The 19,788-nt window shown below is 65.5% G+C and carries 20 protein-coding genes; 10 read left to right on the forward strand and 10 right to left on the reverse strand.

Translation table 11 applies throughout. The annotated features are described in order from the left end of the window. The first annotated feature begins 58 nt into the window (after positions 1 to 58). The 6 genes from CXY91_RS11995 (at position 59) to CXY91_RS12020 (ending at position 4,584) form a co-directional block, all read left to right on the forward strand. On the forward strand, positions 59 to 727 hold the full coding sequence (locus CXY91_RS11995; RefSeq protein WP_091837225.1) for an amino acid ABC transporter permease: 669 nt from the start codon (positions 59 to 61) through the stop codon (positions 725 to 727). 7 nt (positions 728 to 734) lie between these two features. Further along, on the forward strand, positions 735 to 1,376 hold the full coding sequence (locus CXY91_RS12000; protein ID WP_091837227.1) for an amino acid ABC transporter permease: 642 nt from the start codon (positions 735 to 737) through the stop codon (positions 1,374 to 1,376). A 56-nt stretch (positions 1,377 to 1,432) separates the two neighbouring features. Continuing rightward, the gene (locus CXY91_RS12005; RefSeq protein WP_199777430.1) at positions 1,433 to 2,260 is read left to right on the forward strand and encodes a transporter substrate-binding domain-containing protein; all 828 of its coding nucleotides are present in this window, start codon (positions 1,433 to 1,435) and stop codon (positions 2,258 to 2,260) included. A gap of 71 nt (positions 2,261 to 2,331) precedes the next feature. Then, positions 2,332 to 3,063, forward strand: a complete 732-nt coding sequence (locus CXY91_RS12010) for an amino acid ABC transporter ATP-binding protein (RefSeq protein ID WP_100961914.1) — start codon at positions 2,332 to 2,334, stop codon at positions 3,061 to 3,063. A 24-nt stretch (positions 3,064 to 3,087) separates the two neighbouring features. Next, entirely contained in the window at positions 3,088 to 3,537 is a 450-nt protein-coding gene (gene aroQ, locus CXY91_RS12015) for a type II 3-dehydroquinate dehydratase (RefSeq protein WP_091837231.1), read from the forward strand. Positions 3,538 to 3,549: 12 nt separating this feature from the next. Then, the gene (locus CXY91_RS12020) at positions 3,550 to 4,584 is read left to right on the forward strand and encodes a Gfo/Idh/MocA family protein (protein WP_100961550.1); all 1,035 of its coding nucleotides are present in this window, start codon (positions 3,550 to 3,552) and stop codon (positions 4,582 to 4,584) included. A 24-nt stretch (positions 4,585 to 4,608) separates the two neighbouring features. Here CXY91_RS12020 and CXY91_RS12025 read toward each other — a convergent pair whose 3' ends face one another. From CXY91_RS12025 to CXY91_RS12055, 7 genes are all read right to left on the reverse strand, one after another. Continuing rightward, complete coding sequence (locus CXY91_RS12025) at positions 4,609 to 5,400, reverse strand: enoyl-CoA hydratase-related protein (protein ID WP_100961552.1); 792 nt, start codon at positions 5,398 to 5,400, stop codon at positions 4,609 to 4,611. Further along, positions 5,393 to 6,124 carry an ABC transporter ATP-binding protein gene (locus CXY91_RS12030; protein ID WP_091837235.1) on the reverse strand — a complete coding sequence of 244 codons (732 nt, stop codon included), beginning with the start codon at positions 6,122 to 6,124 and terminating at the stop codon, positions 5,393 to 5,395. Before CXY91_RS12030 ends, CXY91_RS12025 begins: the two co-directional genes overlap by 8 nt. Before the next feature lie 7 nt (positions 6,125 to 6,131). Continuing rightward, the gene (locus tag CXY91_RS12035; protein WP_100961554.1) at positions 6,132 to 6,875 is read right to left on the reverse strand and encodes an ABC transporter ATP-binding protein; all 744 of its coding nucleotides are present in this window, start codon (positions 6,873 to 6,875) and stop codon (positions 6,132 to 6,134) included. Further along, the gene (locus tag CXY91_RS12040; protein WP_100961556.1) at positions 6,872 to 7,885 is read right to left on the reverse strand and encodes a branched-chain amino acid ABC transporter permease; all 1,014 of its coding nucleotides are present in this window, start codon (positions 7,883 to 7,885) and stop codon (positions 6,872 to 6,874) included. Before CXY91_RS12040 ends, CXY91_RS12035 begins: the two co-directional genes overlap by 4 nt. Next, positions 7,882 to 8,757 carry a branched-chain amino acid ABC transporter permease gene (locus CXY91_RS12045; protein ID WP_091837242.1) on the reverse strand — a complete coding sequence of 292 codons (876 nt, stop codon included), beginning with the start codon at positions 8,755 to 8,757 and terminating at the stop codon, positions 7,882 to 7,884. The genes CXY91_RS12040 and CXY91_RS12045 overlap by 4 nt, the downstream gene beginning before the upstream one ends. Positions 8,758 to 8,814: 57 nt before the next feature. Further along, positions 8,815 to 9,939, reverse strand: coding sequence for an ABC transporter substrate-binding protein (locus CXY91_RS12050; protein WP_100961915.1), 1,125 nt, complete (start codon positions 9,937 to 9,939; stop codon positions 8,815 to 8,817). Between the two features lie 159 nt (positions 9,940 to 10,098). Further along, positions 10,099 to 11,019 carry a LysR family transcriptional regulator gene (locus tag CXY91_RS12055; RefSeq protein ID WP_100961558.1) on the reverse strand — a complete coding sequence of 307 codons (921 nt, stop codon included), beginning with the start codon at positions 11,017 to 11,019 and terminating at the stop codon, positions 10,099 to 10,101. A 96-nt stretch (positions 11,020 to 11,115) separates the two neighbouring features. On the opposite strand from CXY91_RS12055, the gene CXY91_RS12060 reads away from it, so the two are divergent. The 4 genes from CXY91_RS12060 to CXY91_RS12075 are packed head-to-tail and all read left to right on the forward strand — an operon-like array spanning position 11,116 to position 14,123. Continuing rightward, positions 11,116 to 12,063 (forward strand): ketopantoate reductase family protein, encoded by a 948-nt coding sequence (locus tag CXY91_RS12060; RefSeq protein WP_100961560.1) that lies wholly within the window; start codon positions 11,116 to 11,118, stop codon positions 12,061 to 12,063. After that, positions 12,060 to 12,428, forward strand: coding sequence for a VOC family protein (locus CXY91_RS12065; protein WP_100961562.1), 369 nt, complete (start codon positions 12,060 to 12,062; stop codon positions 12,426 to 12,428). The genes CXY91_RS12060 and CXY91_RS12065 overlap by 4 nt, the downstream gene beginning before the upstream one ends. Positions 12,429 to 12,436: 8 nt before the next feature. Continuing rightward, positions 12,437 to 12,910, forward strand: coding sequence for a MaoC family dehydratase (locus CXY91_RS12070; protein WP_100961564.1), 474 nt, complete (start codon positions 12,437 to 12,439; stop codon positions 12,908 to 12,910). A 1-nt stretch (position 12,911) separates the two neighbouring features. After that, entirely contained in the window at positions 12,912 to 14,123 is a 1,212-nt protein-coding gene (locus tag CXY91_RS12075; protein WP_100961566.1) for a CaiB/BaiF CoA transferase family protein, read from the forward strand. A gap of 37 nt (positions 14,124 to 14,160) precedes the next feature. Here the strand turns inward: CXY91_RS12075 and CXY91_RS12080 are convergent, their stop codons facing one another. The 3 genes from CXY91_RS12080 to CXY91_RS12090 form a co-directional block, all read right to left on the reverse strand. Next, complete coding sequence (locus tag CXY91_RS12080; protein ID WP_100961568.1) at positions 14,161 to 15,609, reverse strand: UdgX family uracil-DNA binding protein; 1,449 nt, start codon at positions 15,607 to 15,609, stop codon at positions 14,161 to 14,163. Further along, a complete protein-coding gene (locus CXY91_RS12085) occupies positions 15,609 to 16,856 on the reverse strand; it encodes a putative DNA modification/repair radical SAM protein (protein ID WP_100961570.1) in 1,248 nt (415 codons plus the stop codon). The genes CXY91_RS12080 and CXY91_RS12085 overlap by 1 nt, the downstream gene beginning before the upstream one ends. Before the next feature lie 227 nt (positions 16,857 to 17,083). Continuing rightward, on the reverse strand, positions 17,084 to 19,774 hold the full coding sequence (locus tag CXY91_RS12090; RefSeq protein WP_100961572.1) for an EAL domain-containing protein: 2,691 nt from the start codon (positions 19,772 to 19,774) through the stop codon (positions 17,084 to 17,086). Positions 19,775 to 19,788 lie beyond the last annotated feature (14 nt).

The raw sequence follows: 19,788 nt of genomic DNA on the forward strand, positions 1-19,788 counted from the left end.
GCGCTCACTGACATCACCGGACTGATCCTTCAGAAGATCGGCCGTCCCGGGAGAGGTTATGAACTACACGCTCGATTTCACGCCTGTGATCGAAGGCATGCCGGCCCTGCTCATGGCGTGCCTGGGCACTTTCGGCCTCGCTTTGGGCGGGATGGCGCTCGCCATCGTCATCGGCGTCGGCGGCGTGATACTGCGCGACTCGAAGATCGCTCCGGTGCGCTGGCTGGTGAAGGCCTTCGTCGAGCTGATCCGCAACACGCCCTTCCTGGTCCAGATCTTCTTCATCTATTTCGCGTTGCCGCTGGCGGGCGTGAGGCTCGATCCGACGCCCACCGCGATCATCGCGCTCGGCATCAATGGCGGGGCCTATGCGATCGAGATCATCCGCGGCGGCGTGCAGTCGATCGGCAAGGGCCAGATCGAGGCTGGCCTCGCGCTCGGCCTGCACAAGGCGCAGGTCTTCCGGCTGATCGTGCTGAAGCCGGCACTCAGGGCGATCTTCCCGTCGCTGACCAGCCAGTTCGTGCTGCTGACGCTGACCACGTCTGTCGCCTCGGCGATTTCGGCCTATGAGCTGACTTCGGTGGCGCAGCGGATCGAGTCCGACAGTTTCCGCTCCTTCGAGGTCTACGGCACGATCACGCTGTTCTACCTCGTCATCTCCTGGGTGATGATGCGCTTCTTCGCGGCGATCTCGACCCGTTACTTCAGCTATCCGGTGAAGTGAGGGCGCGATGGGTGCGAACGAGTTCCTCTTCCTGCTCACCGGCCTCAAGTGGACCGTGCTGCTGTCGATCGTCGGATTCATCGGCGGCGGCGTCTTCGGGCTCGCCATCGCGCTGGCGCGGACCTCCGGCCGGCCGCTGCTCGAGCGGATCACGGCCGGCTATATCGCCCTGTTCCAGGGCACGCCGCTGCTGATGCAGCTCTTCGTCGTCTATTATGGGCTGGCGCTGGTGGGGCTGAAGCTCGATGCCTGGGTCGCCGTCGCGATCGGCTTCACGCTCCATGCCAGCGCCTATCTCGGCGAGATCTGGCGCGGTTCGATCGAGGCCGTGCCGAAGGGGCAGACCGAGGCCGCCAAGGCGCTGAGCCTGCATTACGTCTGGCGGATGAAGGACGTGATCCTGCCGCAGGCGATCCGCATCTCGCTGCCGGCGACGATCGGCTTCCTGGTCCAGCTGATCAAGGGCACCTCGCTCGCCGCCATCGTCGGCTTCACCGAGCTGACGCGCGCCGGCAACATCGTCTCCAACCAGATCTTCCAGCCGCTGCTCGTCTTCGGGATCGTCGGCGCACTCTACTTCCTGCTGTGCTGGCCGCTTTCGCTCTACGGCTCGCATCTGGAGCGGCGCATGGCCATCGCCACGCGCTGAGCAGACCTCCTTCACCGCCTACCCGTCAACAACGACCAAGGGAGAGAAACATGTCGATCTTCAAGCCCACCCGCCGCAGCCTGCTCGTGACCGGAGCAGTGAGCCTCGCGATGCCGGCCGTGCTCACCCGCGCGGCCTTCGCCACCACGCCGGATGAGATCAAGAAACGCGGCAAGGTGATCGTCGGCATCCAGGGCGACAACCCGCCCTTCGGCTTCGTGAATACCAGCGGCAAGCAGGAAGGTCTCGACGCTGCGATGGGCGAGCTCTTCGCCAAGGAGCTCGGCGTCCAGGTCGAGTTCACGCCGCTCGCAGTCGCCAATCGGATTCCGGCACTGACCGCGGGCCGCGTCGACGTGCTGTTCGCGACCATGGCGATGCTGCCCGAGCGCGCCAAGGCCGTTCAGTACAGCAAGCCTTACGCGGCTAACTACATCACGCTGGTCGCGGCGAAGAGCACCGTCGTCAAGACCAATGCGGATATGGGCAAGCTGGTGATCGGCGTGCCTCGATCCAGCACGCAGGACACGCAGATCACCAAGAATGCGCCCGAGGGCACGACGATCCGCCGCTATGACGACGACGCCGCAACCCTCCAGGCGCTGTTGTCCGGGCAGGTGCAGGCGGTCGGTGCCAACATGTTCTATGTCCAGCGGCTCAACGCGCAAAAGCCCGATACCTTCGAGGACAAGCTCGAATTCCAGCGCCTCTACAACGGCGCCTGCACCCGCCTCGGCGAAAAGGAGATCAACGCGACGCTCAACAGCTTCATCGACAAGATCAAGGCCAATGGCGAGCTCGCCAAGGCCTATGCCACCTGGATGAAGGTGCCCCTGCCCGAATTCCCGGCCAGCGTCGAAGGCGTGCCCTTCGTCGTGAGCTGAGCGAGCGACCGATCGGAACCGGGGCCATGAACCAGCCGAATGCCGAAGCGCCCTTGGGCGGGGCGGACGCCATGATCGCGATGAACCATGTCGAGAAATGGTATGGCGAGTTCAAGGCCCTGACCGACATCAATCTCGCGGTCCGCAAAGGCGAGCGCATCGTGCTTTGCGGGCCGTCAGGGTCCGGCAAATCGACGCTGATCCGCTGCATCAACCATCTGGAAGGCTACCAGAAGGGCGAGATCCGGGTCGGCGGCACCAAGCTCGGAGACGATGCGAAGACGATCGACGCGGTGCGCCGCGAGGTCGGCATGGTCTTCCAGCATTTCAACCTGTTCCCGCATCTGACCGTGCTGCAGAACTGCATGCTGGCGCCGATGCGCTCGCTCGGGGTGAGCAAGGCGGAGGCCGAGGCGACCGCCCGCACGCTGCTCGGACGCGTCAAGATACTCGAACAGGCGGAGAAATATCCGGCGCAACTCTCCGGCGGCCAGCAACAGCGCGTCGCCATCGCGCGGGCGCTCTGCATGAGACCCAAGGTGATGCTGTTCGACGAACCGACGTCGGCGCTCGACCCGGAGATGGTCAAGGAGGTGCTAGACACCATGATCGCGCTCGCCGAGGAGGGCATGACCATGATCTGCGTCACCCATGAGATGGGTTTTGCCCGGCAGGTGGCGAACCGCGTCATCTTCATGGCCTCGGGCGCGATCGTCGAGGAAGCGCCGCCGGAAGAGTTCTTCGGCAATCCGCGTCACGAACGGACCCGGCGGTTTCTCGGCGAAATCCTGCACAAGCACTGACAACCCCAACTGAACGGATCGCAGATGTCACGCCTCGTCTATGTCCTGAACGGACCGAACCTCAACCTGCTCGGCAAGCGCCAGCCGCACATCTACGGCCATGAGACGCTGGCCGATGTCGAGCGCGACTGCCGCAAGCTTGCCGAGGAACTGAAGCTCGAGCTGCGCTTTCACCAGTCCAATCGCGAATACGAGATCATCGACTGGATCCACGAGGCGCGTGAGACCGCCGGCGGCATCGTCATCAACCCGGCTGCCTTCACCCATACCTCGGTCGCGATCCTCGACGCGTTGAACACCTTCGAGGCGCCCGTCATCGAGTGCCACATCTCGAACGTGCACAAGCGCGAGGCCTTCCGGCACCATTCCTATGTCTCGCTGCGCGCGGACGGTGTCATCGCCGGCTTCGGCACCCAAGGCTACCAGCTCGCTTTGCGCCGCGTCGCCAGGCTCATCGACGAGAAGGCCGCGTGAGGGATCGATCCGATGACGCCCGTGAAGATCGCGGTGATGGGAGCCGGGCTGATCGGCAAGCGTCACGCCGAGCACGTCGCCAGCGAAGCCGGCGCCACGCTCTGCGCCATCGTCGATCCGTCCGAGATCGGCAGGACATTGGCCGAGCGGCTGGGCGCGCGCTGGTATCGCAGCTTTAGCGATATGATCGCCGAGGATCGGCCGGACGGTGTGATCATCGCGACACCCAACCAGCTCCACGTCGCGAACGGGCTGGAGGCGATCGAGGCCGGCATCCCCGCCATCGTCGAAAAGCCGATCGCCGACGATCTGGCCGGCGGCGCCAGGCTGGTGGAGGCTGCGGAGCGGGCTTCGGTTCCGCTCCTGGTCGGCCATCACCGTCGCTACAACCCCATGATCGCCAAGGCCAAGGAAATCATCGACAGCGGCAGGCTCGGCCGCGTCCTGTCCCTGCACGGACATTTCTGGCTGATGAAGCCGGATGACTATTTCGATGTCGGCTGGCGGCGGGAGGAAGGCGCGGGTCCCGTGCTCCTCAACCTGATCCATGATGTCGATCTGTTCCGCTACCTCTGCGGCGAAGTCGTCTCCGTGCAGGCGCAAGGCTCGAACGCCGTCCGAGGGCATGCGGTCGAGGAGACGGCCGTCATCCTGCTCCGCTTCGCCAGCGGCGCGCTGGGCACGGTGAACGTCTCGGATTCGATCGTGGCGCCGTGGAGCTGGGAGCTCACCACCGGGGAGAACCCCGTCTATCCGCAGCAGGACCAGGGCTGTTACCAGATCGGCGGCACCCATGGCGCCTTGACGGTGCCGCAGCTCGAGGTCTGGTCGAACCGCGACAAGCGCAGCTGGTGGGAGCCGTTGCAGCGCGAGCGGGTGCCGTTCGTCCCCGAGGACCCGCTCAAGCTCCAGATCCGGCACTTCTGCGACGTCATTCGCAATGGCGCCGCACCGATCGCTTCGGGGCGCGAAGGCCTGGCGACGCTCGCCGTCATCGACGCCGTCAAGCGCTCGGCGGCAACCGGGACGACCGTCTCGCTCGGTTGACGCCTCTCGGTGTGCCCCGCGCGGCTACTCGTACAGCCAGTTCGGCTCCCGGCGCTCCAGGAAGGCGCTCTGGCCCTCGATCGCGTCACGGCTTTCGAGCATCCGGATCGCCGCCGGGTAGGACCGGCTCATCGAGGCCGCGAGATCGGGGCTGGCGAGGCTGTCGCGGATGATGGCCTTGGACGCTTCGATCGCCAGCGGGGCATTGGCGACGATCATATGGGCGACGTCGCGCACCTTGCTGCGCAGTTCCGCTGCAGGAACGTGATCGTTGATCAGGCCGAGGGTCTTCGCTTCCGCGGCCGAAACCCGCCGGCCCGTCAGGGCGAGATCCATGGCGAACTTGGTCGGCAGGCTGCGCGCGAGGCGCTGCAGGCCGCCGCCGCCGAGCGCGGCCAATCCGACGCGAGGCTCCGGGAACCCGAACTCGGCATGGTCGGCCGCATAGGCCATGTCGCAGGCGAGCACGATTTCGGCCCCGCCGCCCAGGGCGAACCCGTTCACCGCAGCGATGACGGGCTTGTCGAGATCGAAGCGAGCGGTCAGTCCTGCATAGCCGGTCGGCGGATAGTCGTCGGCATTGGTCCGGGCACGGGCCTTGATGTCGCTGCCGGCGCAGAAGGCGCGCTCGCCTGCGCCCGTCAGGATCGCGACGCGTAAGGTGGGGTCGGCGGCATAGGCGTCGAAAATGCGGTGGAGTTCGCGGTGCGCCGACGGGTGGAGCGCATTGCGAACCTCGGGGCGGTTGAGGGTGATCCACAGCAGCGGCCCCTCGACCTCGACGAGGATGTGTTCGAGGCTGGTCAGGTCAGTCATGCGCCAGGCCGCCCAGGAACAGTTCGGCGACGCGAGGATCGTGCAGGATCTCCTTCGCTGGCCCGAAGATCCGTGCCTGCCCGAGCTCCAGCACCAGCGCGTGATCGGAGATCTCCAGAGCCGAACGCGCATTCTGCTCGATCAGCAGGATCGTGACGCCGGCGGCGCGCAATTCCTGCAAGGCGGCGAAGGTTTCCTGGACGAGTTTCGGAGACAGGCCGATCGAGGGCTCGTCGATCAGGATCAGCTTGGGATCGAGCAGGAGGCCGCGCGCGATCTCGAGCTGCTTCTGCTGCCCGCCGGAGAGGGTGGATGCCTGGACGGACGCCTTTTCGCGCAGTGCCGGAAACCGCTCGAACGCGCGCTCGATCCGTCGCGGCAGATCGTCGAGGCGCCGCGCCGCCGTCACGGCGCCGAGCTCGATGTTATGGCGCACCGAGAGCTGCGGGAAGATGTTGCGCCCCTGGGGAATATAGCAAATCCCTGCCGCCAGCAGGTCACGTGGCGGCAGGTTGGTGATGTCCCTCCCCTCGAAGCCGATCCTGCCGGCGCGCGCGGGCAGCATGCCGAAGATCGTCTTGAAGACGGTCGACTTGCCGGCCCCGTTCGGTCCGATCACCGTCGTGATGCCGCCGCGCGGGACCGAGAATGTCGTCCCGTTGAGAATGGTCATCCTGCCGTATCCGGCGGTGACGTTCTCGAGGGCCAGGACCGGTTCGCTCATCGAAGGATCAATGTCCGAGATAGGCATCGATCACGGCCGGGTTCGCCCTGATCTCGGCCGGAGTGCCGATGGCCAGAACGCGTCCCTCCGCCATCACCACGACGCGCTGACAGAGGCTCATGACGAACTCCATATTGTGCTCGATGACGACGAAGGTGGCGCCGAGCTCGGTATTGATGGCCCGCAACCGCTCTTTCAGCGCGCCCAGCATGGTGAGGTTGACGCCGCCGGCCGGCTCGTCGAGGAGGACGAGGCGCGGGCCCGCCATGAAGGCCATCGCCGCGTCCAGGAGCTTCTGCTGGCCGTAGGACAGGCCGCCGGCCTTCTCGCCGGCCAGATGCGACATCTTGAAGAATGCGATCATCCGGTCCGCCGCCTCGCCGAGGCCCGCATCGCGCGGCCCGAACAGCCGGCTGACCATCGTGCCGCGATGCTCCTGTCCGGCCAGGATCAGATTCTCGCGCACCGACATCTCCGGGAAGACCTGGAGAAGCTGGAACGTCCGGCTGACGCCAAGCCGGCTCAGCCTGGCCGGCCTCATGCCGGTGATGTCGTGTCCATCCAGCATCACGCGGCCGGCGGTCGGTTCGAGCTGACCGAGGACCGCGTTGAACAAGGTCGACTTGCCGCAGCCATTCGGGCCGATCAGGCCGAGGATCTCGCCCTTGTTGACATCGAAGCTGACGCCATCCACGGCGCGGATGCCGCCGAAATGCTTCTTGATGCCGTGGATCTCCAGAACCTTGGTCATGAGGCGCTGCCTGCATCATAGGTCGGAACGGCCGCCTGACGGGCGAGCGAAGCGCGGCGGGTACGGGCGTCCGCCGTCCGGCGCTCGACCCAGCCGAGGATGCCCGAAGGCGAGTAGATCAGCAGGACCATGACCAGCAGCGCATAGGCGATGAGATAGTACCCTTGCGTGTAGTCGCGCAGCCATTCGGGCAGGAGGACGGCGATCAGGGCTCCGAGCGCCGGCCCGAGGAAATAGCCGGAGCCGCCGACGATCACCATCAGAAGCAGGCTGAAGGATAGCGGCAGGCCGAACGGGTTGGGGTCGATGAACTCGACCAGCGGCGCGTAGAGCACGCCCGCCACCCCGCCCATCGTCGAGCCGATCGCGAAGGCCATCAGCGTGTAGCGGCGGGTGTCAACGCCGAGGGACTGCGCCCGCGCAGGGTTTTCACGCAGAGCAGTGAAGGCGCGTCCCCAGGGGGAATTGACCAGCCACAGCATCAGGCCGGCGCAGATCACGAGCCAGGCGAGCGAGAAATAATAGAAGTTCAGGTGGTGCTTGAGCGAGATCCCGAAGAGGGTCGGACGCGGAATGCCGAAGATCCCGTAAGTGCCCTTGGTCAGCCACTCCTCGTTGCGGAAGACGAGGTAGGCCAGCGTCGCGAAGGACAGGGTGACGAAGGCGAGGTAATGATGCTGGACACGCAGGGCCGGATAGCCGAGCAGCCAGCCGATCGCGAAGCACAGCGCGACGGTCAGCAGCAGGGGCGCATAGAGCGGCCAGCCATTCACCGTCATGATCGCCGTGGCGTAGGCGCCGATGCCGACGAAGGCGCCCTGCGCGAGCGACACCTGGCCGGCATAGCCGAGCGTCAGGTTGAGCCCCATCGCCGCGATGGTCATGACCGCCCACATGGCGAGCATGTAGTTGCCGAACCGCGAGAGCGTCAGCGGCAGGAAAAGCAGGATACAGGCCACGCCGATCGCAAGGGCGCAAGCGGCGGGGCGGGAGCGCAGCAAGGCGATCATACCGTCCGCTCCTCTTTGCGTCCCGCGATCCCGTGCGGGCGGAACAGGATCACGGCGATCAGGATGAAGAGCGGCACCGCGCTGCGGTACTGGGTGGAGATGTAGGCGGCGGCCAGATTGTCGACGACGCCGAGCAGGAAACCGCCGATGATGGCGCCGCGGAGCTGGTTGAACCCGCCGATGATGGCGGCGATGAACGCCGCAAGACCAAGGGTCTCGCCGCTGGAGAATTTGGCCAGATAGATCGGCGTGACCAGCAGCGAGGCGATCGAGACGAGCACCGCGTTGATGACGAAGGTCAGCAGGATCATGCGCTCGACCGGAATGCCGAGCAGCCGCGCCACGGTCGGGTTCTGCGCCGTCGCCTGCATCTGGCGCCCGATGGAGGTGCGCTCGAGCAGCAGGGTCAGGCCGATGATCGCGCCGATCGCGGTGACGATGATTCCGATGTGCTGCAGCGAGATGTTGGCGCCGAGAATGGCGAGATTCCTGTCAGGGACCAGCGAGGGAAATGGGTAGGCTTCGGCGCTGTAGAGATCCTTGACGCTTTCCTTCATGAAGATCGCCAGCGCCATCGTCGCGATCGCCATGGGCAGGACCCCGTGCTTGATCATGGGATCGACGAGCATCTGCTTGAACATCGCGCCGAGGATCACGACGGACATGCCGATCGTCACCAGGGCGGCCAGCCAATAGGGCGCGCCCATGCCCATCGCGATCAACGCGAAAAACGCCGGCAGCATGACGAACTCGCCCTGGGCAAAATTGATGGTTTGTGACGCCTGCCAGAGCAATGCGAAGCCGATCGCGACGACGGCGTAGATCGCGCCGGTGGCAAGCCCACCGACGATCAGGGTTGAAAATGTCGACATGGGCTCGTTCGAGACGCGAGGGGTTTCCGAGACACCACCAGAGCGGCGCCGGCCGGGCTACGGCTTCAGCGCGGGAAGGGTCTTGGTGATGACGGTGGTGCCGTTCTGGACCTCGGCGAGGAAGCCGATCCGGTCGAGATCGCCGTTCTGGTCGATGCTGACGTCCATCAGCATGCCGGGCTCGTCGGCAGCCTTGACCGACAGGCCCTTGAGCGCTGCGGTCAGACCCTTGGGGTCGAGCTTGCCCATTTTCTGCGTGCCGGCCTTGATCGTGTAGATGCCGAGATAACCCTTCATCGAATTGTGGTCCGGCACGTAGTTGTACTTCGCCATGAACTTGCGCCGATAGGCTTCGATCGAGGGGATCGGCGCATCAGCCGTCAGGCCGACATGGCCGCGGACGCCGTTGGCAGCGTCGCCGGCGAGCTCGATCACCTTCTGGTTGAGCAGCGTCGTTTCACCGATCAGCGGCTTCTTGATCCCCTGCTTCTGGATCTCCTTGAGGATGCGGGCGCTTTCCTCCTCGTGGAGATAGATGAAGACGGCATCGACCTCGGCCTGCTTGAGCTTGGCGACGTCCGCCGCGAAATCGACCTGCGCCGCCTCCGTGGAAATGTCGGCGCTGATCGTCACGCCGCGCGCCTTGAGCTCCTTGGTGATGCCGTCGCGGCCACCCTTGCCGAAATCGTTGTTCACCCAGATGACCGCGACATTCTTCGCCTTGAGATCGTCGGCCATATAGGCTGCGAGTTTCGGCATGGAGATCTGCTGGCCGAACGATGTCCTGATCAGCGTCTTCAGCCCCATCTGCGTCAGCTCGGCCGCTTCGCCGCCGATGACGTTGGTGACGCCCGACTCCGAGGTGAGCTGGGCGGTGACCTTGATGGAGCCCGAATAGACCGGCCCGAGCACCGCATAGGGATTTGCGTCCAATGCCTTCTGCACGAGGCCGCGCGCGACGCCGGGATTGGTCTGGCTGTCGGCGCAGTTCATCTCGATCTTCTGGCCGAGCAGCCCGCCGGCGGCGTTGATCTCCTCGATCGCGAGGTTCGCCCCATTGCGGAAATTGATCCCGACTGTCGCTCCCGGCCCGGAAAGCTCGCTGACACAGGCGATCTTCACCTGCGCCTGCGCCAGGTCGGCGAAGGCCACCACGGCGACGATTGACAGCGACGGCAGCATCAGGTTGCGCAGAGTCATGGAACCCTCCCCTTGGTCTCTTGCCGACAGGAACCGGGCGATGCCGCATCTGTCGACTGGACGTTCTCAGGGGTAATAGCGAGGCGCATCGCCGCCATGTCTATGCAATGAAGACAATGATCGTCATTGAGATAGTCAATGTCACTTCCGCTCGGCCTGCCTGGTGAATACCCGCGCGCACAGCGACCTGAGCCATTGGTTCGCCGGATCCCGATGATAGCGGGCGTGCCAGTGCTGCTTGACGAAGAAGCCGTCGATGGCGAACGGGCATTCGTGAACGGCAAGGCCGCCGAGCCTGGCGAGCGTCGTGCCGATATGGCGGGGCAGGGTCGCGATGAGGTCGCTATCCGCGAGGATCGACGAGAGCCCCAGAAATCCGGGAAGACGCAGGACGATCCGGCGATCGATGCCGTGGCTCGCCAGGGCCTTCTCGAGCAGCAACTGTCCGGTTCCGTAGATGATGCCGATATGGGCCGCAGCCTGATATGTGCGCAGCGACAGCCCCTGCGTCAGCTGCGGATGCCCTTGGCGCGCGAGACAGATCCAGTCCTGCTCGAACAGCTTCTGCTGATAGAAGCCGTTCTCGAGGCTCGGGATCAATCCCAGCGCCAGGTCGACATCGCCGGATTGCAGGGCGGCCGACAACCGGTCGTCGATCCGCGTGACGTCCAGCCGAATGCTCGGCGCGATCTCCCAGGCTGCCGACAGGAGCTCGGGAAGCAGGGTGATGTGACTCGCGTCGGTCATCGCGATGACGAACGACCGGGAGGAGGTCCCGGCGTCGAACGCGTTCCGCCATTCCGAGACCTGGCGCAGCGCCTGGAGCGCGTCCCGAACCGCGACGATAAGGCCGTCGGCGAGCGGTGTCGCCAGCATGCCGTCCGGCGTCCGCACGAAGAGCGGATCGCCGAAATGGCGCCGGAGCTTGCCGAGACCAATGCTGACGGTCGGCTGCGACAGGTCGAGCGCGTCCGCGGCTTTGGTAATGCTGCTGGTGGCGTGGATCGCATCGAACAGGCGCAGAAGCCGCAGGTCGAGGACGTCGATATCGTTCTGGCTCATTGAAAAAAGCTATGATGGTGATTTCCTTCATTACATAGACAGCTCACTCGCGCGGTCATAGCCCTTTCGCGATCGGATCGGTTGGGAAGGTCGACAGTGCGGATCTGCATCCTTGGCGCGGGAGCTCTTGGCTCCGCTATCGGAGGGACGCTCGCCGAGGCTGGGCACGAGGTCACGCTCGTCAACCGCAATCGTGGACATGTCGACGCCATTCGCGAGCGCGGGCTCGTTTTGAGGGGCGATGGCCATGATCGGATCGTGCATCTGGCTGCCGCCATCGACACCGCCGGGATGGCGCCCGTCGACCTCGTCCTCGTGCTCGTCAAATCTCCCGATACCGAGGCGGCGGTCTCGGCCGCCCGCAGCATCGTCGGGCCGGATACGTTGGTGATCTCTCTCCAGAACGGCGTCGGCCAGGAAGAACTGCTGACGTCGATCCTGGGCCGGCGGCATGTCCTCGCCGGCAGGACCTATACCGGCGGCGTCATGCTCGGGCCAGGCCATGTGCTCTGCGGCGTCGCTGGCAAGGAAACCATCATCGGCGAAATGGACGGCGCGGTAACGCCACGCGCCGCCGCTCTTGCGCAGGCGTTGACCGAGGCCGGCCTGGACACGCGCGTCAGCGCCGAGATCCGCGCCGTGATCTGGGACAAGCTGCTCGTCAATGTTGCGACAGGGGCGCTCGCGGCGGTGACCGGCCTGACCTATGGCCAGCTCTACCAATTGCCCGAGATCGAGGAGACCGCCGTCGCGGCGGTCGCAGAGGCGATGGCGGTGGCACAGGCCTGTGGAATCCGGCTGGCGACGAGCGACCCTCGCGCGCCCTGGAGAAAAGCCTCGTCGGGCCTGCCGCCGGAGTTCAAGACCTCGATGCTGCAAAGCCTCGAGAACGGCCGGCGGACCGAGATCGATTTCATCAACGGTGCCGTCGTCCGGGAAGGACGCCGGATGGGTGTTCCGACCCCGGTGAACGCGACGCTGGTCGCGCTGGTCAAGGGCGTCGAGACGAGAACGGGCATCTCGGCACGGGCGGTCGCCGCATGACGACACAGGCCTATCTCGAACATGTCGCGATTCGCGTTCGCGATCTTACCTGGCATATCCGCTTCTTCGAGGCCGTCTTCGGATGGAGGGTCCGGCAGGTCGACGGCGACGGCGCGGATCCGAAGCAGATCTGGATCGGCGGCATGCAACTGATCGCGGCTGCGGATTTCGACGGTGTGCGAGGCCATGCCGATCATGTCGGGATCCGGTGCGGCGACGTCGCGGCGGCCATTGCGGCCGCCCATGCCTTTTCCGACGTGACCACAGATCCGCGCGGAAGCCATTGGCTCAAGCTGCCCGATGGCTTCGTCGTCGAGCTCCTCCCGGCAGGCCCAGAGGCGCCCGCTGTCTACTCCACGCTTTGAGGTCTGCCATGGACGCCAAGAGCCCGCCCAAAAAAGCGCACGAACGCTACTTCGACGAGGTCGAGGTGGGCGAGGAAGGCATCACGCCCGAAGTCACCGTGACCAAGGAGATGATCAAGGCTTATGCCGACCTGACCGGCGACCATACGCCCGTGCATGTCGACGAAGACTTCGCCAAGGCTTCGCATTTCGGCGGCATCGTCGCTCATGGCCTCTTCGGCCTCTCGCTCGCGGACGGCCTGAAGACGCGCGGCTCGCTGCAGTTCCCGCCGGGCGCTTCGCTCGGCTGGAACTGGGATTTCAAACTGCCCATCCGCGCCGACGACACGATCCATGTGAAGTATCGCGTTGCCTCCATGCGCGAAACCCGCAAGCCGGGCTGGGGAATCGTGTCGATCGCCTCCGACCTCATCAACCAGAAGGGCGAGATCGTGCAGACCGGCGAGCACAAGCTGATGATCCTGAAGCGGCCGGAGGCCTGAGATGCCACAGACCCTGCCCCTCAGCGGAATCCGCGTGATCGACTACAGCCACTTCCTGGCGGGGCCGCACATGTCGCGTTGCCTGGCGGCGATGGGCGCCGACGTCATCAAGGTCGAGCGCCCGGGCGGCGGCGACGCCGGCCGCGCGCACGGCTATTTCAAGGACGGGCAATCCGGATATTTCCTTCAGCAGAACATGGGCAAGCGCGGCATCTGCGTCGACATGAAGGACCGACGCGGCTTCGACATGATGATGAATCTGGTCGAGACGGCGGACGTGTTCGTCGAGAACTACCGCCCCGGCGCGCTGGAAAAGCTCGGCCTCGGCTATGCGGCTCTCTCGGCGCGCAATCCCCGGCTGGTCTATTGCTCGGTATCCGCTTACGGGCACACCGGGCCGGATGCCGCAAGGCCTGGCTTCGGCCTGATCGCCGAGGCTAAATCGGGCGCCATGGCGCAGCTCGGCACGGACGGGGAGGCGCCGCCGCTGCTGCGCATTCCGATCGCCGACATGTATGCCGGCATGCACGGCGTCGCCGCAATCTGCGCCGCCCTGCTGGGCCGCGTCGCGACCGGCAAGGGACAGCATATCGACCTGGCGCTCTACGACTGCATGATCTCGATCCATGATTATGCCGTGCAGCGCTACACCTTCTCCGATGGCGAAGAGCTCCCCAGGCGCACCGGCTCGGATTCGCCGGAAACGCCGATCTATGGCGTCTTCCCGAGCTCGGACGGTTATATTGTGATCGCCGCCCAGGTTGACGAGGCCTGGGCCCGACTGGCGAGCCTGATCGGCGGCGCTGCGCTAGACCCGAAGTTCGCGACGCCGACCGGCCGTGCAACGCATTACCGGGAGGCGACCGCGCTGGTGAAGACCTGGAGCTCGGCACGCACGACGCGCGAATGCCTTGCGGCTCTCGACGCGTCGTCCGTTCCGTCCGCGCCCGTGCAGACGATCGACCAGGTGCTCGCGGATCCGCAGGTCGCGGCCCGGAACATGATTCTCGAGCAAACCCATCCGGTGCTCGGCAAAGTCAGGCTTCCCAATCTGCCGTTCCGGTTCTCGGACTGTGACACGACACCCCAGCGGGTCGCACCCTTGCTCGGTCAGCACAATGTCGAAATCGCTCGCGAGCTCGGCATCAGGGAAGAGGAGATCGCCGATATGCAGAGGGCGAACGTCTTGGCGAGCGAGCCGGCGGCCGGCTGACACACCGCTCCGGTCGTGCCGGCGGCGTTGGCCCCGGTCAAGCCGCTCTCGGCAGGCGCAAGCCCGGCGCGAGGCGGCCGACATGCTTGAGATCGTCGAGGAAGCGCCGGGTCTCGTTTTCCTTCGCCTCCTCGTCCGGCAGGCGCAGCAGATATGACGGGTGGACGGTCGCCAGCAGCGGCGTCCCATCCGGCAGCGCAAGCTCGCGCCCGCGTGCTGCCGCCAGCGGGCCGGCATGGCCGGTCAGCGCCTTGAGCGCGGTCGCGCCCAGCGCCACCACCAGCTGCGGCTTGACCAAGCCGAGCTCGAGATCGAGCCAGAAGCGGCAGGCCTTGACCTCGCCGGCATTCGGCTTCTCGTGGATGCGCCGCTTGCCGCGCAGCTGGAATTTGAAATGCTTCACCGCATTGGTGACATAGGCTCGGGTGCGATCGAGCCCTGCATCCGCCATGGCGCGATCGAAGACCTTGCCGGCCGGGCCGATAAAGGGCTTGCCGGCGAGATCCTCATGATCGCCCGGCTGCTCGCCGACGAAGATCACCGGCGCATTGCGCGGGCCTTCGCCGAAAACCGTCTGTGTCGCATCGCACCAGAGATCGCAGCGCCGGCAGGAGCGCGCAGCGAACGCCGCATCCTCCCAGCTCTCGATTGCCGAAAGGTCGGCAGCGGCCAGGTCCGGCGCCGGAGCAGGCCGTCGCTTCTGGGGTGATGTCGGCGCGCTCATGATCATCTCCTGCGTTCGCCTGGCGGCATCGGCAATCAGGGGAGCAATCAGTTCGGCCTCCGGCAGGTTCCGCCAGTATTTCACCGGCATCTCGGCCTTCATCGCCTTCGGCTTCAGCCGGGCCGGGTTGAAGATGCTGGCGTAATAGGTTCGCCACCACTCCTCCATCGCATCACTGGTCGGCGCCTGCGCCCGCGTCGCCGCCTCGCCGAGCTTGAGTTCGCGCCCGTCCCAGAGCAGCGTCCCGCGCGGCGTCAGGATCGTCCAGCGCATCGTCGTGAAACGCTCGACGAAGAAGGGCGCGACCTTCTCCAGGATGTGATGCTCGGGCTCGAACCAGGCGACGAAGGCCTCGCCGCCCTCCCCGTCATCGACCTCGCGGAAGCGCACGAAGGCGGTCATCTTGTGCATGTCGCGCCGGACCGAGCGCGCCAGCGCCTCGGCGCGATGGACGTCGTGATCGGAGGCGATCTGGAGCAGCTCGCGCTCCTCCTGCAGGCGCCAAAGCAGGCGGTAGAGCAGGTCGAAGCGCGCGGGATCGCTATGGCAGATCACCTGCTGCGCCAGCCCGACGAAGGCGCGCGGCACGCTGAGCGCCCTGCCGTCGCCGCCCTCGACCACATCCTCGCCGAACAGGCCGGTATCTTGATCGCCGACGCGCCAGTCGATCGCCGAGGGTGCGACCAGCGCTTGCGCGAAGCGCCGGGCGAAGTCGCGCCAGCCTTCGAAGTCGGCTGGATGGGACAGACGCGCGACGTACATCAGAGCAGCGCCAGTTGCTGCGGCTTCGGCGCCAGCTGCGCCTTCAGCCGCTCGCCGTCAAGCGCCGAGCCCGGCCGCCAATCGCTGGTGACGATGAACTGCCGGAGCACGCGCAAGGAGCGCACCAGCCGCCCGACATCCTCCAGCCTCAAGCTCCGGAAGCGGCGCATGGCGAGGATGCGATCGACGCTGCGCGTGCCGAGCCCGGGAATGCGCAGCAGCATCTCGCGCTCGGCGCGGTTGACGTCGACGGGAAAGCGGCCGCGATGGCGCAAGGCCCAGGCGAGCTTGGGATCGACGGAAAGGTCGAGCATGCCGCCCGGCGCTGCGTCCATGATCTCGTCGACCTCGAAGCCGTAGAAGCGCGTCAGCCAGTCGGCCTGGTAGAGGCGATGCTCGCGCATCAGCGGCGGTTCCGACAGCGGCAATTGCTTCGACGAGTCGGGGATCGGGCTGAAGGCGGAGTAATAGACCCGGCGCAGGCCATAGGCACCATAGAGATTGGCGCTGCGCTGCAGGATGGTCGCGTCGGTGGCATCGTCGGCGCCGACGATCATCTGCGTGCTCTGCCCCGCCGGCGAGAAGGCCGGCGCCCGTTTCGAGCGCTCGCGCTCGGCGGCGGCCTCGTCGATCCTGAGCTTGAGCCCGCCCATGGCGCTGCGGATGTCGAGCGGCTGCTTCTCCGGCGCGAAGCGCTTGAGCGAGGTTTCGCTCGGCAGCTCCACATTGATCGAGACCCGGTCTGCGAACAGGGCCGCGCGGTCGATCAGCTCCTGGCTCGCGCTCGGGATCAGCTTGAGATGGATGTAGCCGCGAAAATCGTGATCGAGCCGCAGGCTCTCGGCGACGCGCACCAGTTCGCCCATGGTGTAGTCCGGCGAGCGGATGATGCCGGAGGAGAGGAACAGACCCTCGATATAGTTGCGCTTGTAGAAATTCAGCGTCAGCGCCACGACCTCCTCGACCGAAAAGCGCGCCCGCTGGACGTTGCTCGAACTGCGGTTGATGCAGAAGACGCAGTCATAGGAGCAGAAATTGGTCAGCAGAATTTTCAGCAGCGAGATGCAGCGCCCGTCCGGCGCATAGGAATGGCAGATGCCCGAGCCCGTGGTCGAGCCGATGCCCTTCCCACCGACCGAATGGCGCTTCGCCGTCCCGCTCGACGCGCAGGAGGCGTCGTACTTCGCGGCATCGCTGAGAATTTCCAGCTTTTGAAGCGTGGTGAGCTGCGCCAAGCAAGCCTCCATGTTCACTATATGTTCTATCATGACGCAAACGCATCCCGTCCGCCAGAGGTTCCAAAGCGCACGATCGTCGCAGCCTCGCTCTCAGGTGGTTGGATGTTCCGCGCTAATCGCCATCGCATCAGCGATGCGCCAGGAGCTTTCGTTGACGAACTGCTGGGAACCGGACGTTCCTACCCGGCAGACCAAGAGCGAGCTTTCGTCAGGCCAAGTCAGGCCGCCAGCTCAAGTCACGCGACGGACCGACGCGCCAGGAACAGCTGTTCGAATTCAGGCGCGGGAAGCGGCCGACCGAAGTGATAGCCTTGCCCTTCGTCGCAGCCCATGCCCTTGAGGCGATTGGCCGTTTCGAGGTCCTCGATACCTTCGGCGATGATCGAGAGGCCGAGTGAGCGGCCGAGATCGATCGTGGCGCGGACGATGGCGGCGTCGCCGCTGTCATTCAGCAGCTGACGCACGAAGGTCTGGTCGATCTTCAACGTGTCGAGCGGGAACGCCTTGAGATAGCTCAGGCTGCCATAGCCGGTCCCGAAATCGTCGAAGGCGATCTTGACGCCGCGCGCGCGGATTTCGCGGAACGTCTTCTGCGCCTTTTGGGCATCCTCGATCAGGATGTCTTCGGTGACTTCCAGTTCAAGCAGCTCCGGCGCGAGGCCGGTTTCGTCGAGAAGCGTGGCGACCGTGTCCTGCAGCTCGCTGCCCTGCAATTGCGAGGGCGACAGGTTGACGCCGACCCGGACCGGCGTGCCCGCCATCTGCCATTGCCGGGACTGCTGGCAAGCCGTGGCCAGAACCCAGGTCGCAACCGCATCGGATAGAGGAGAATTGTTCAGCACCGGAATGAACTGCCCCGGCGGGATCAGCCCGCGCACGGGATGGCGCCAACGGATCAGTGCTTCCGCCCCGATCACGCTCCGATCCGAAAGGAGCACTTGCGGCTGGTAGAACAGCTCGAACTGATTTTTCTCGAGGGCAAGGCGGAGCTCGGCTTCGAGCGCCAGTTGCGACGCGATCCTGTCGCGCATGGCAGCTGCGAAACCGATCGGCTGTTCGTCGCGGGCCAGTATGGCTGCCTCGAGCGCCAGATGGGCGTTTCCGATCAGGTGGTCGGCACTCCAGCCTGATTCTGCCACGGCATAGCCGATGCGTACCGCCACCCGCTGGCGCCATTCGCCGAAGACAAGAGCGGCAGACCCAAAATCACGCGCAACGTCATTCGCCACCGCTGCTGCGAACTCCTTGGGCGCAATCAGAGCGAACTCGTCATCGGCGAAACGAGCGGCCTCGGCATCGGCAGGCATCAGCGCGCGCAGCCGTGCGGTAAACGCGACAAGCACCTGATCAGCGAATTCCCGGCCATGGATGTCGCTGAAGTGATGGAAGCGGTCGATGCCGATCAGGATCAAGGCCGATACGGGCGCGCCGCCCTTATCGAACTCTGATGCCAGACGCTCTGCGAGCGCATGCCGGTTGAGCAGCCCGGTCAGGTCGTCATGCTCGGCCAGATAACGAATCCGTTCGCGCTCGCGCTGCTTGATGGTGATGTCGCGCAGGACGAGGCCGAACTGACGCCCGTCAGTGCCCTGCCAGCTGGAGACGCTCGCCTCGAGGGCAAAGCGCTCGCCGTTGCGCCTGAGCCCGACGAGATCGAGGATGTGGTCGTCCACCGCCGCGGCATGCTGCAGGCGGGCGAGCTGCTCCGGGTCGGCAAGGCAGGCGGTGAAAGGCTTGCCGAGCGCATCCGCCTCCGGATAGCCGAATATCTTGGCCGCGCCGGGGTTCCAGAAGACGATGCGGCCTTGATCGTCGAGGCAGACGAGCCCATCGCCCAGCGACATCGCGATACGCTGGAAGCGTCGTTCGGCGATCCCGCGCAACAGCCCGCGCAAATCGATTTCGTGAAGCGCGATGGCGATCAGATAGGCGCCGAGCAGAAGGAGCCAACTGCTCGTGTCCACGATGATCGGCCAGGTCGTCTGGATGAGGAACGCCCCGACCTCCAGTGAAGCCGCCGCCCACAACACGATGGCGACGCGCGCCCTTGCGCTGGTGCGCCGCCAGAGCACGACCATCCCCACGAGAATGGCGACTATGCCGACGAGCGACAGCGGCAGGCCGGTGCTCTGCAGGGCGCGGCCCTGCAGCAGCGATTCGGCAGCCAGCAGTTGCAGCATGGAGCCCGGGATGACGCGGCCATTGGGGACGTTGAAGCGGTCGCCGAGTTCGACGGCCGTTCCGGCGACGATGACCTTGCGCCCCTTGAGGCGCGCCAGTGCCTGTGGCTCGCCGTCGAGCACCGCGATGTAGGGCACGGCCGGTACCGTATCGGTGCCGATGCTGAAATCGATGCGGAACGGTGCGCCCTGCTCGTCATGGCGGCCGACCAGCAGCGCGCCGAACGACGGCAGGAACTCGCCGATGCGTGCGCCGAGACCATAGCGGCGAACCAGCCCGTCCGTCTCGGGCAGAACATTCACCACGGCCGACCAGCTGTGAGCCGCGAACTCCGGCAAGGGCCGGTTCACATGCAATGTCAGCCCGCGATTGAGGTCGCCGGCTCTCTGCTGGAAGGTCGGCAGCACGACGGAACCACCGGCCTTCGCCAGCGCCTCCGCGAAAGCCGCGTCGTCGACGGGATTGGAGCGGGCGCTGAAGTCGACGTCGAAAAGGATCTCGGTGGCGCCTGCCGTCTCGAGCTGCTCGATCAGCTTGGCATGATGGCGGCGCGGCCATGGCCAGACGCCGATTCGCGCCAGCGAGGGGGCGTCAATCTCGACCAGCGCTATGGTTTCGCTGGCCGGACGCTTCGGCCAGAGGAAACGCTTGTCGCTGATGAGATCCGCGAATGCTGCGGGCAGGCCGACCAGCCAGGCCAGCGCAAGCAGCCCGCAGGCAATCAGGTGTGGCCGATACAGCGTCACGTCCGTCTGCCACC

This window comes from Allobosea sp. FBZP-16 (assembly GCF_002831785.1).
In the GTDB taxonomy this organism is placed as follows: Bacteria; Pseudomonadota; Alphaproteobacteria; order Rhizobiales; family Beijerinckiaceae; genus Allobosea; species Allobosea lupini.

Coding starts and splice junctions, on each gene's coding strand:
- CXY91_RS11995 (WP_091837225.1), top strand. CDS start 59: ATGAACTACACGCTCGATTTCACGCCTGTGATCGAAGGCATGCCGGCC.
- CXY91_RS12000 (WP_091837227.1), top strand. CDS start 735: ATGGGTGCGAACGAGTTCCTCTTCCTGCTCACCGGCCTCAAGTGGACC.
- CXY91_RS12010 (WP_100961914.1), top strand. CDS start 2,332: ATGATCGCGATGAACCATGTCGAGAAATGGTATGGCGAGTTCAAGGCC.
- aroQ (WP_091837231.1), top strand. CDS start 3,088: ATGTCACGCCTCGTCTATGTCCTGAACGGACCGAACCTCAACCTGCTC.
- CXY91_RS12020 (WP_100961550.1), top strand. CDS start 3,550: ATGACGCCCGTGAAGATCGCGGTGATGGGAGCCGGGCTGATCGGCAAG.
- CXY91_RS12025 (WP_100961552.1), bottom strand. CDS start 5,400: ATGACTGACCTGACCAGCCTCGAACACATCCTCGTCGAGGTCGAGGGG.
- CXY91_RS12030 (WP_091837235.1), bottom strand. CDS start 6,124: ATGAGCGAACCGGTCCTGGCCCTCGAGAACGTCACCGCCGGATACGGC.
- CXY91_RS12035 (WP_100961554.1), bottom strand. CDS start 6,875: ATGACCAAGGTTCTGGAGATCCACGGCATCAAGAAGCATTTCGGCGGC.
- CXY91_RS12040 (WP_100961556.1), bottom strand. CDS start 7,885: ATGATCGCCTTGCTGCGCTCCCGCCCCGCCGCTTGCGCCCTTGCGATC.
- CXY91_RS12045 (WP_091837242.1), bottom strand. CDS start 8,757: ATGTCGACATTTTCAACCCTGATCGTCGGTGGGCTTGCCACCGGCGCG.
- CXY91_RS12050 (WP_100961915.1), bottom strand. CDS start 9,939: ATGCTGCCGTCGCTGTCAATCGTCGCCGTGGTGGCCTTCGCCGACCTG.
- CXY91_RS12055 (WP_100961558.1), bottom strand. CDS start 11,019: ATGAGCCAGAACGATATCGACGTCCTCGACCTGCGGCTTCTGCGCCTG.
- CXY91_RS12065 (WP_100961562.1), top strand. CDS start 12,060: ATGACGACACAGGCCTATCTCGAACATGTCGCGATTCGCGTTCGCGAT.
- CXY91_RS12070 (WP_100961564.1), top strand. CDS start 12,437: ATGGACGCCAAGAGCCCGCCCAAAAAAGCGCACGAACGCTACTTCGAC.
- CXY91_RS12075 (WP_100961566.1), top strand. CDS start 12,912: ATGCCACAGACCCTGCCCCTCAGCGGAATCCGCGTGATCGACTACAGC.
- CXY91_RS12080 (WP_100961568.1), bottom strand. CDS start 15,609: ATGTACGTCGCGCGTCTGTCCCATCCAGCCGACTTCGAAGGCTGGCGC.
- CXY91_RS12085 (WP_100961570.1), bottom strand. CDS start 16,856: ATGGAGGCTTGCTTGGCGCAGCTCACCACGCTTCAAAAGCTGGAAATT.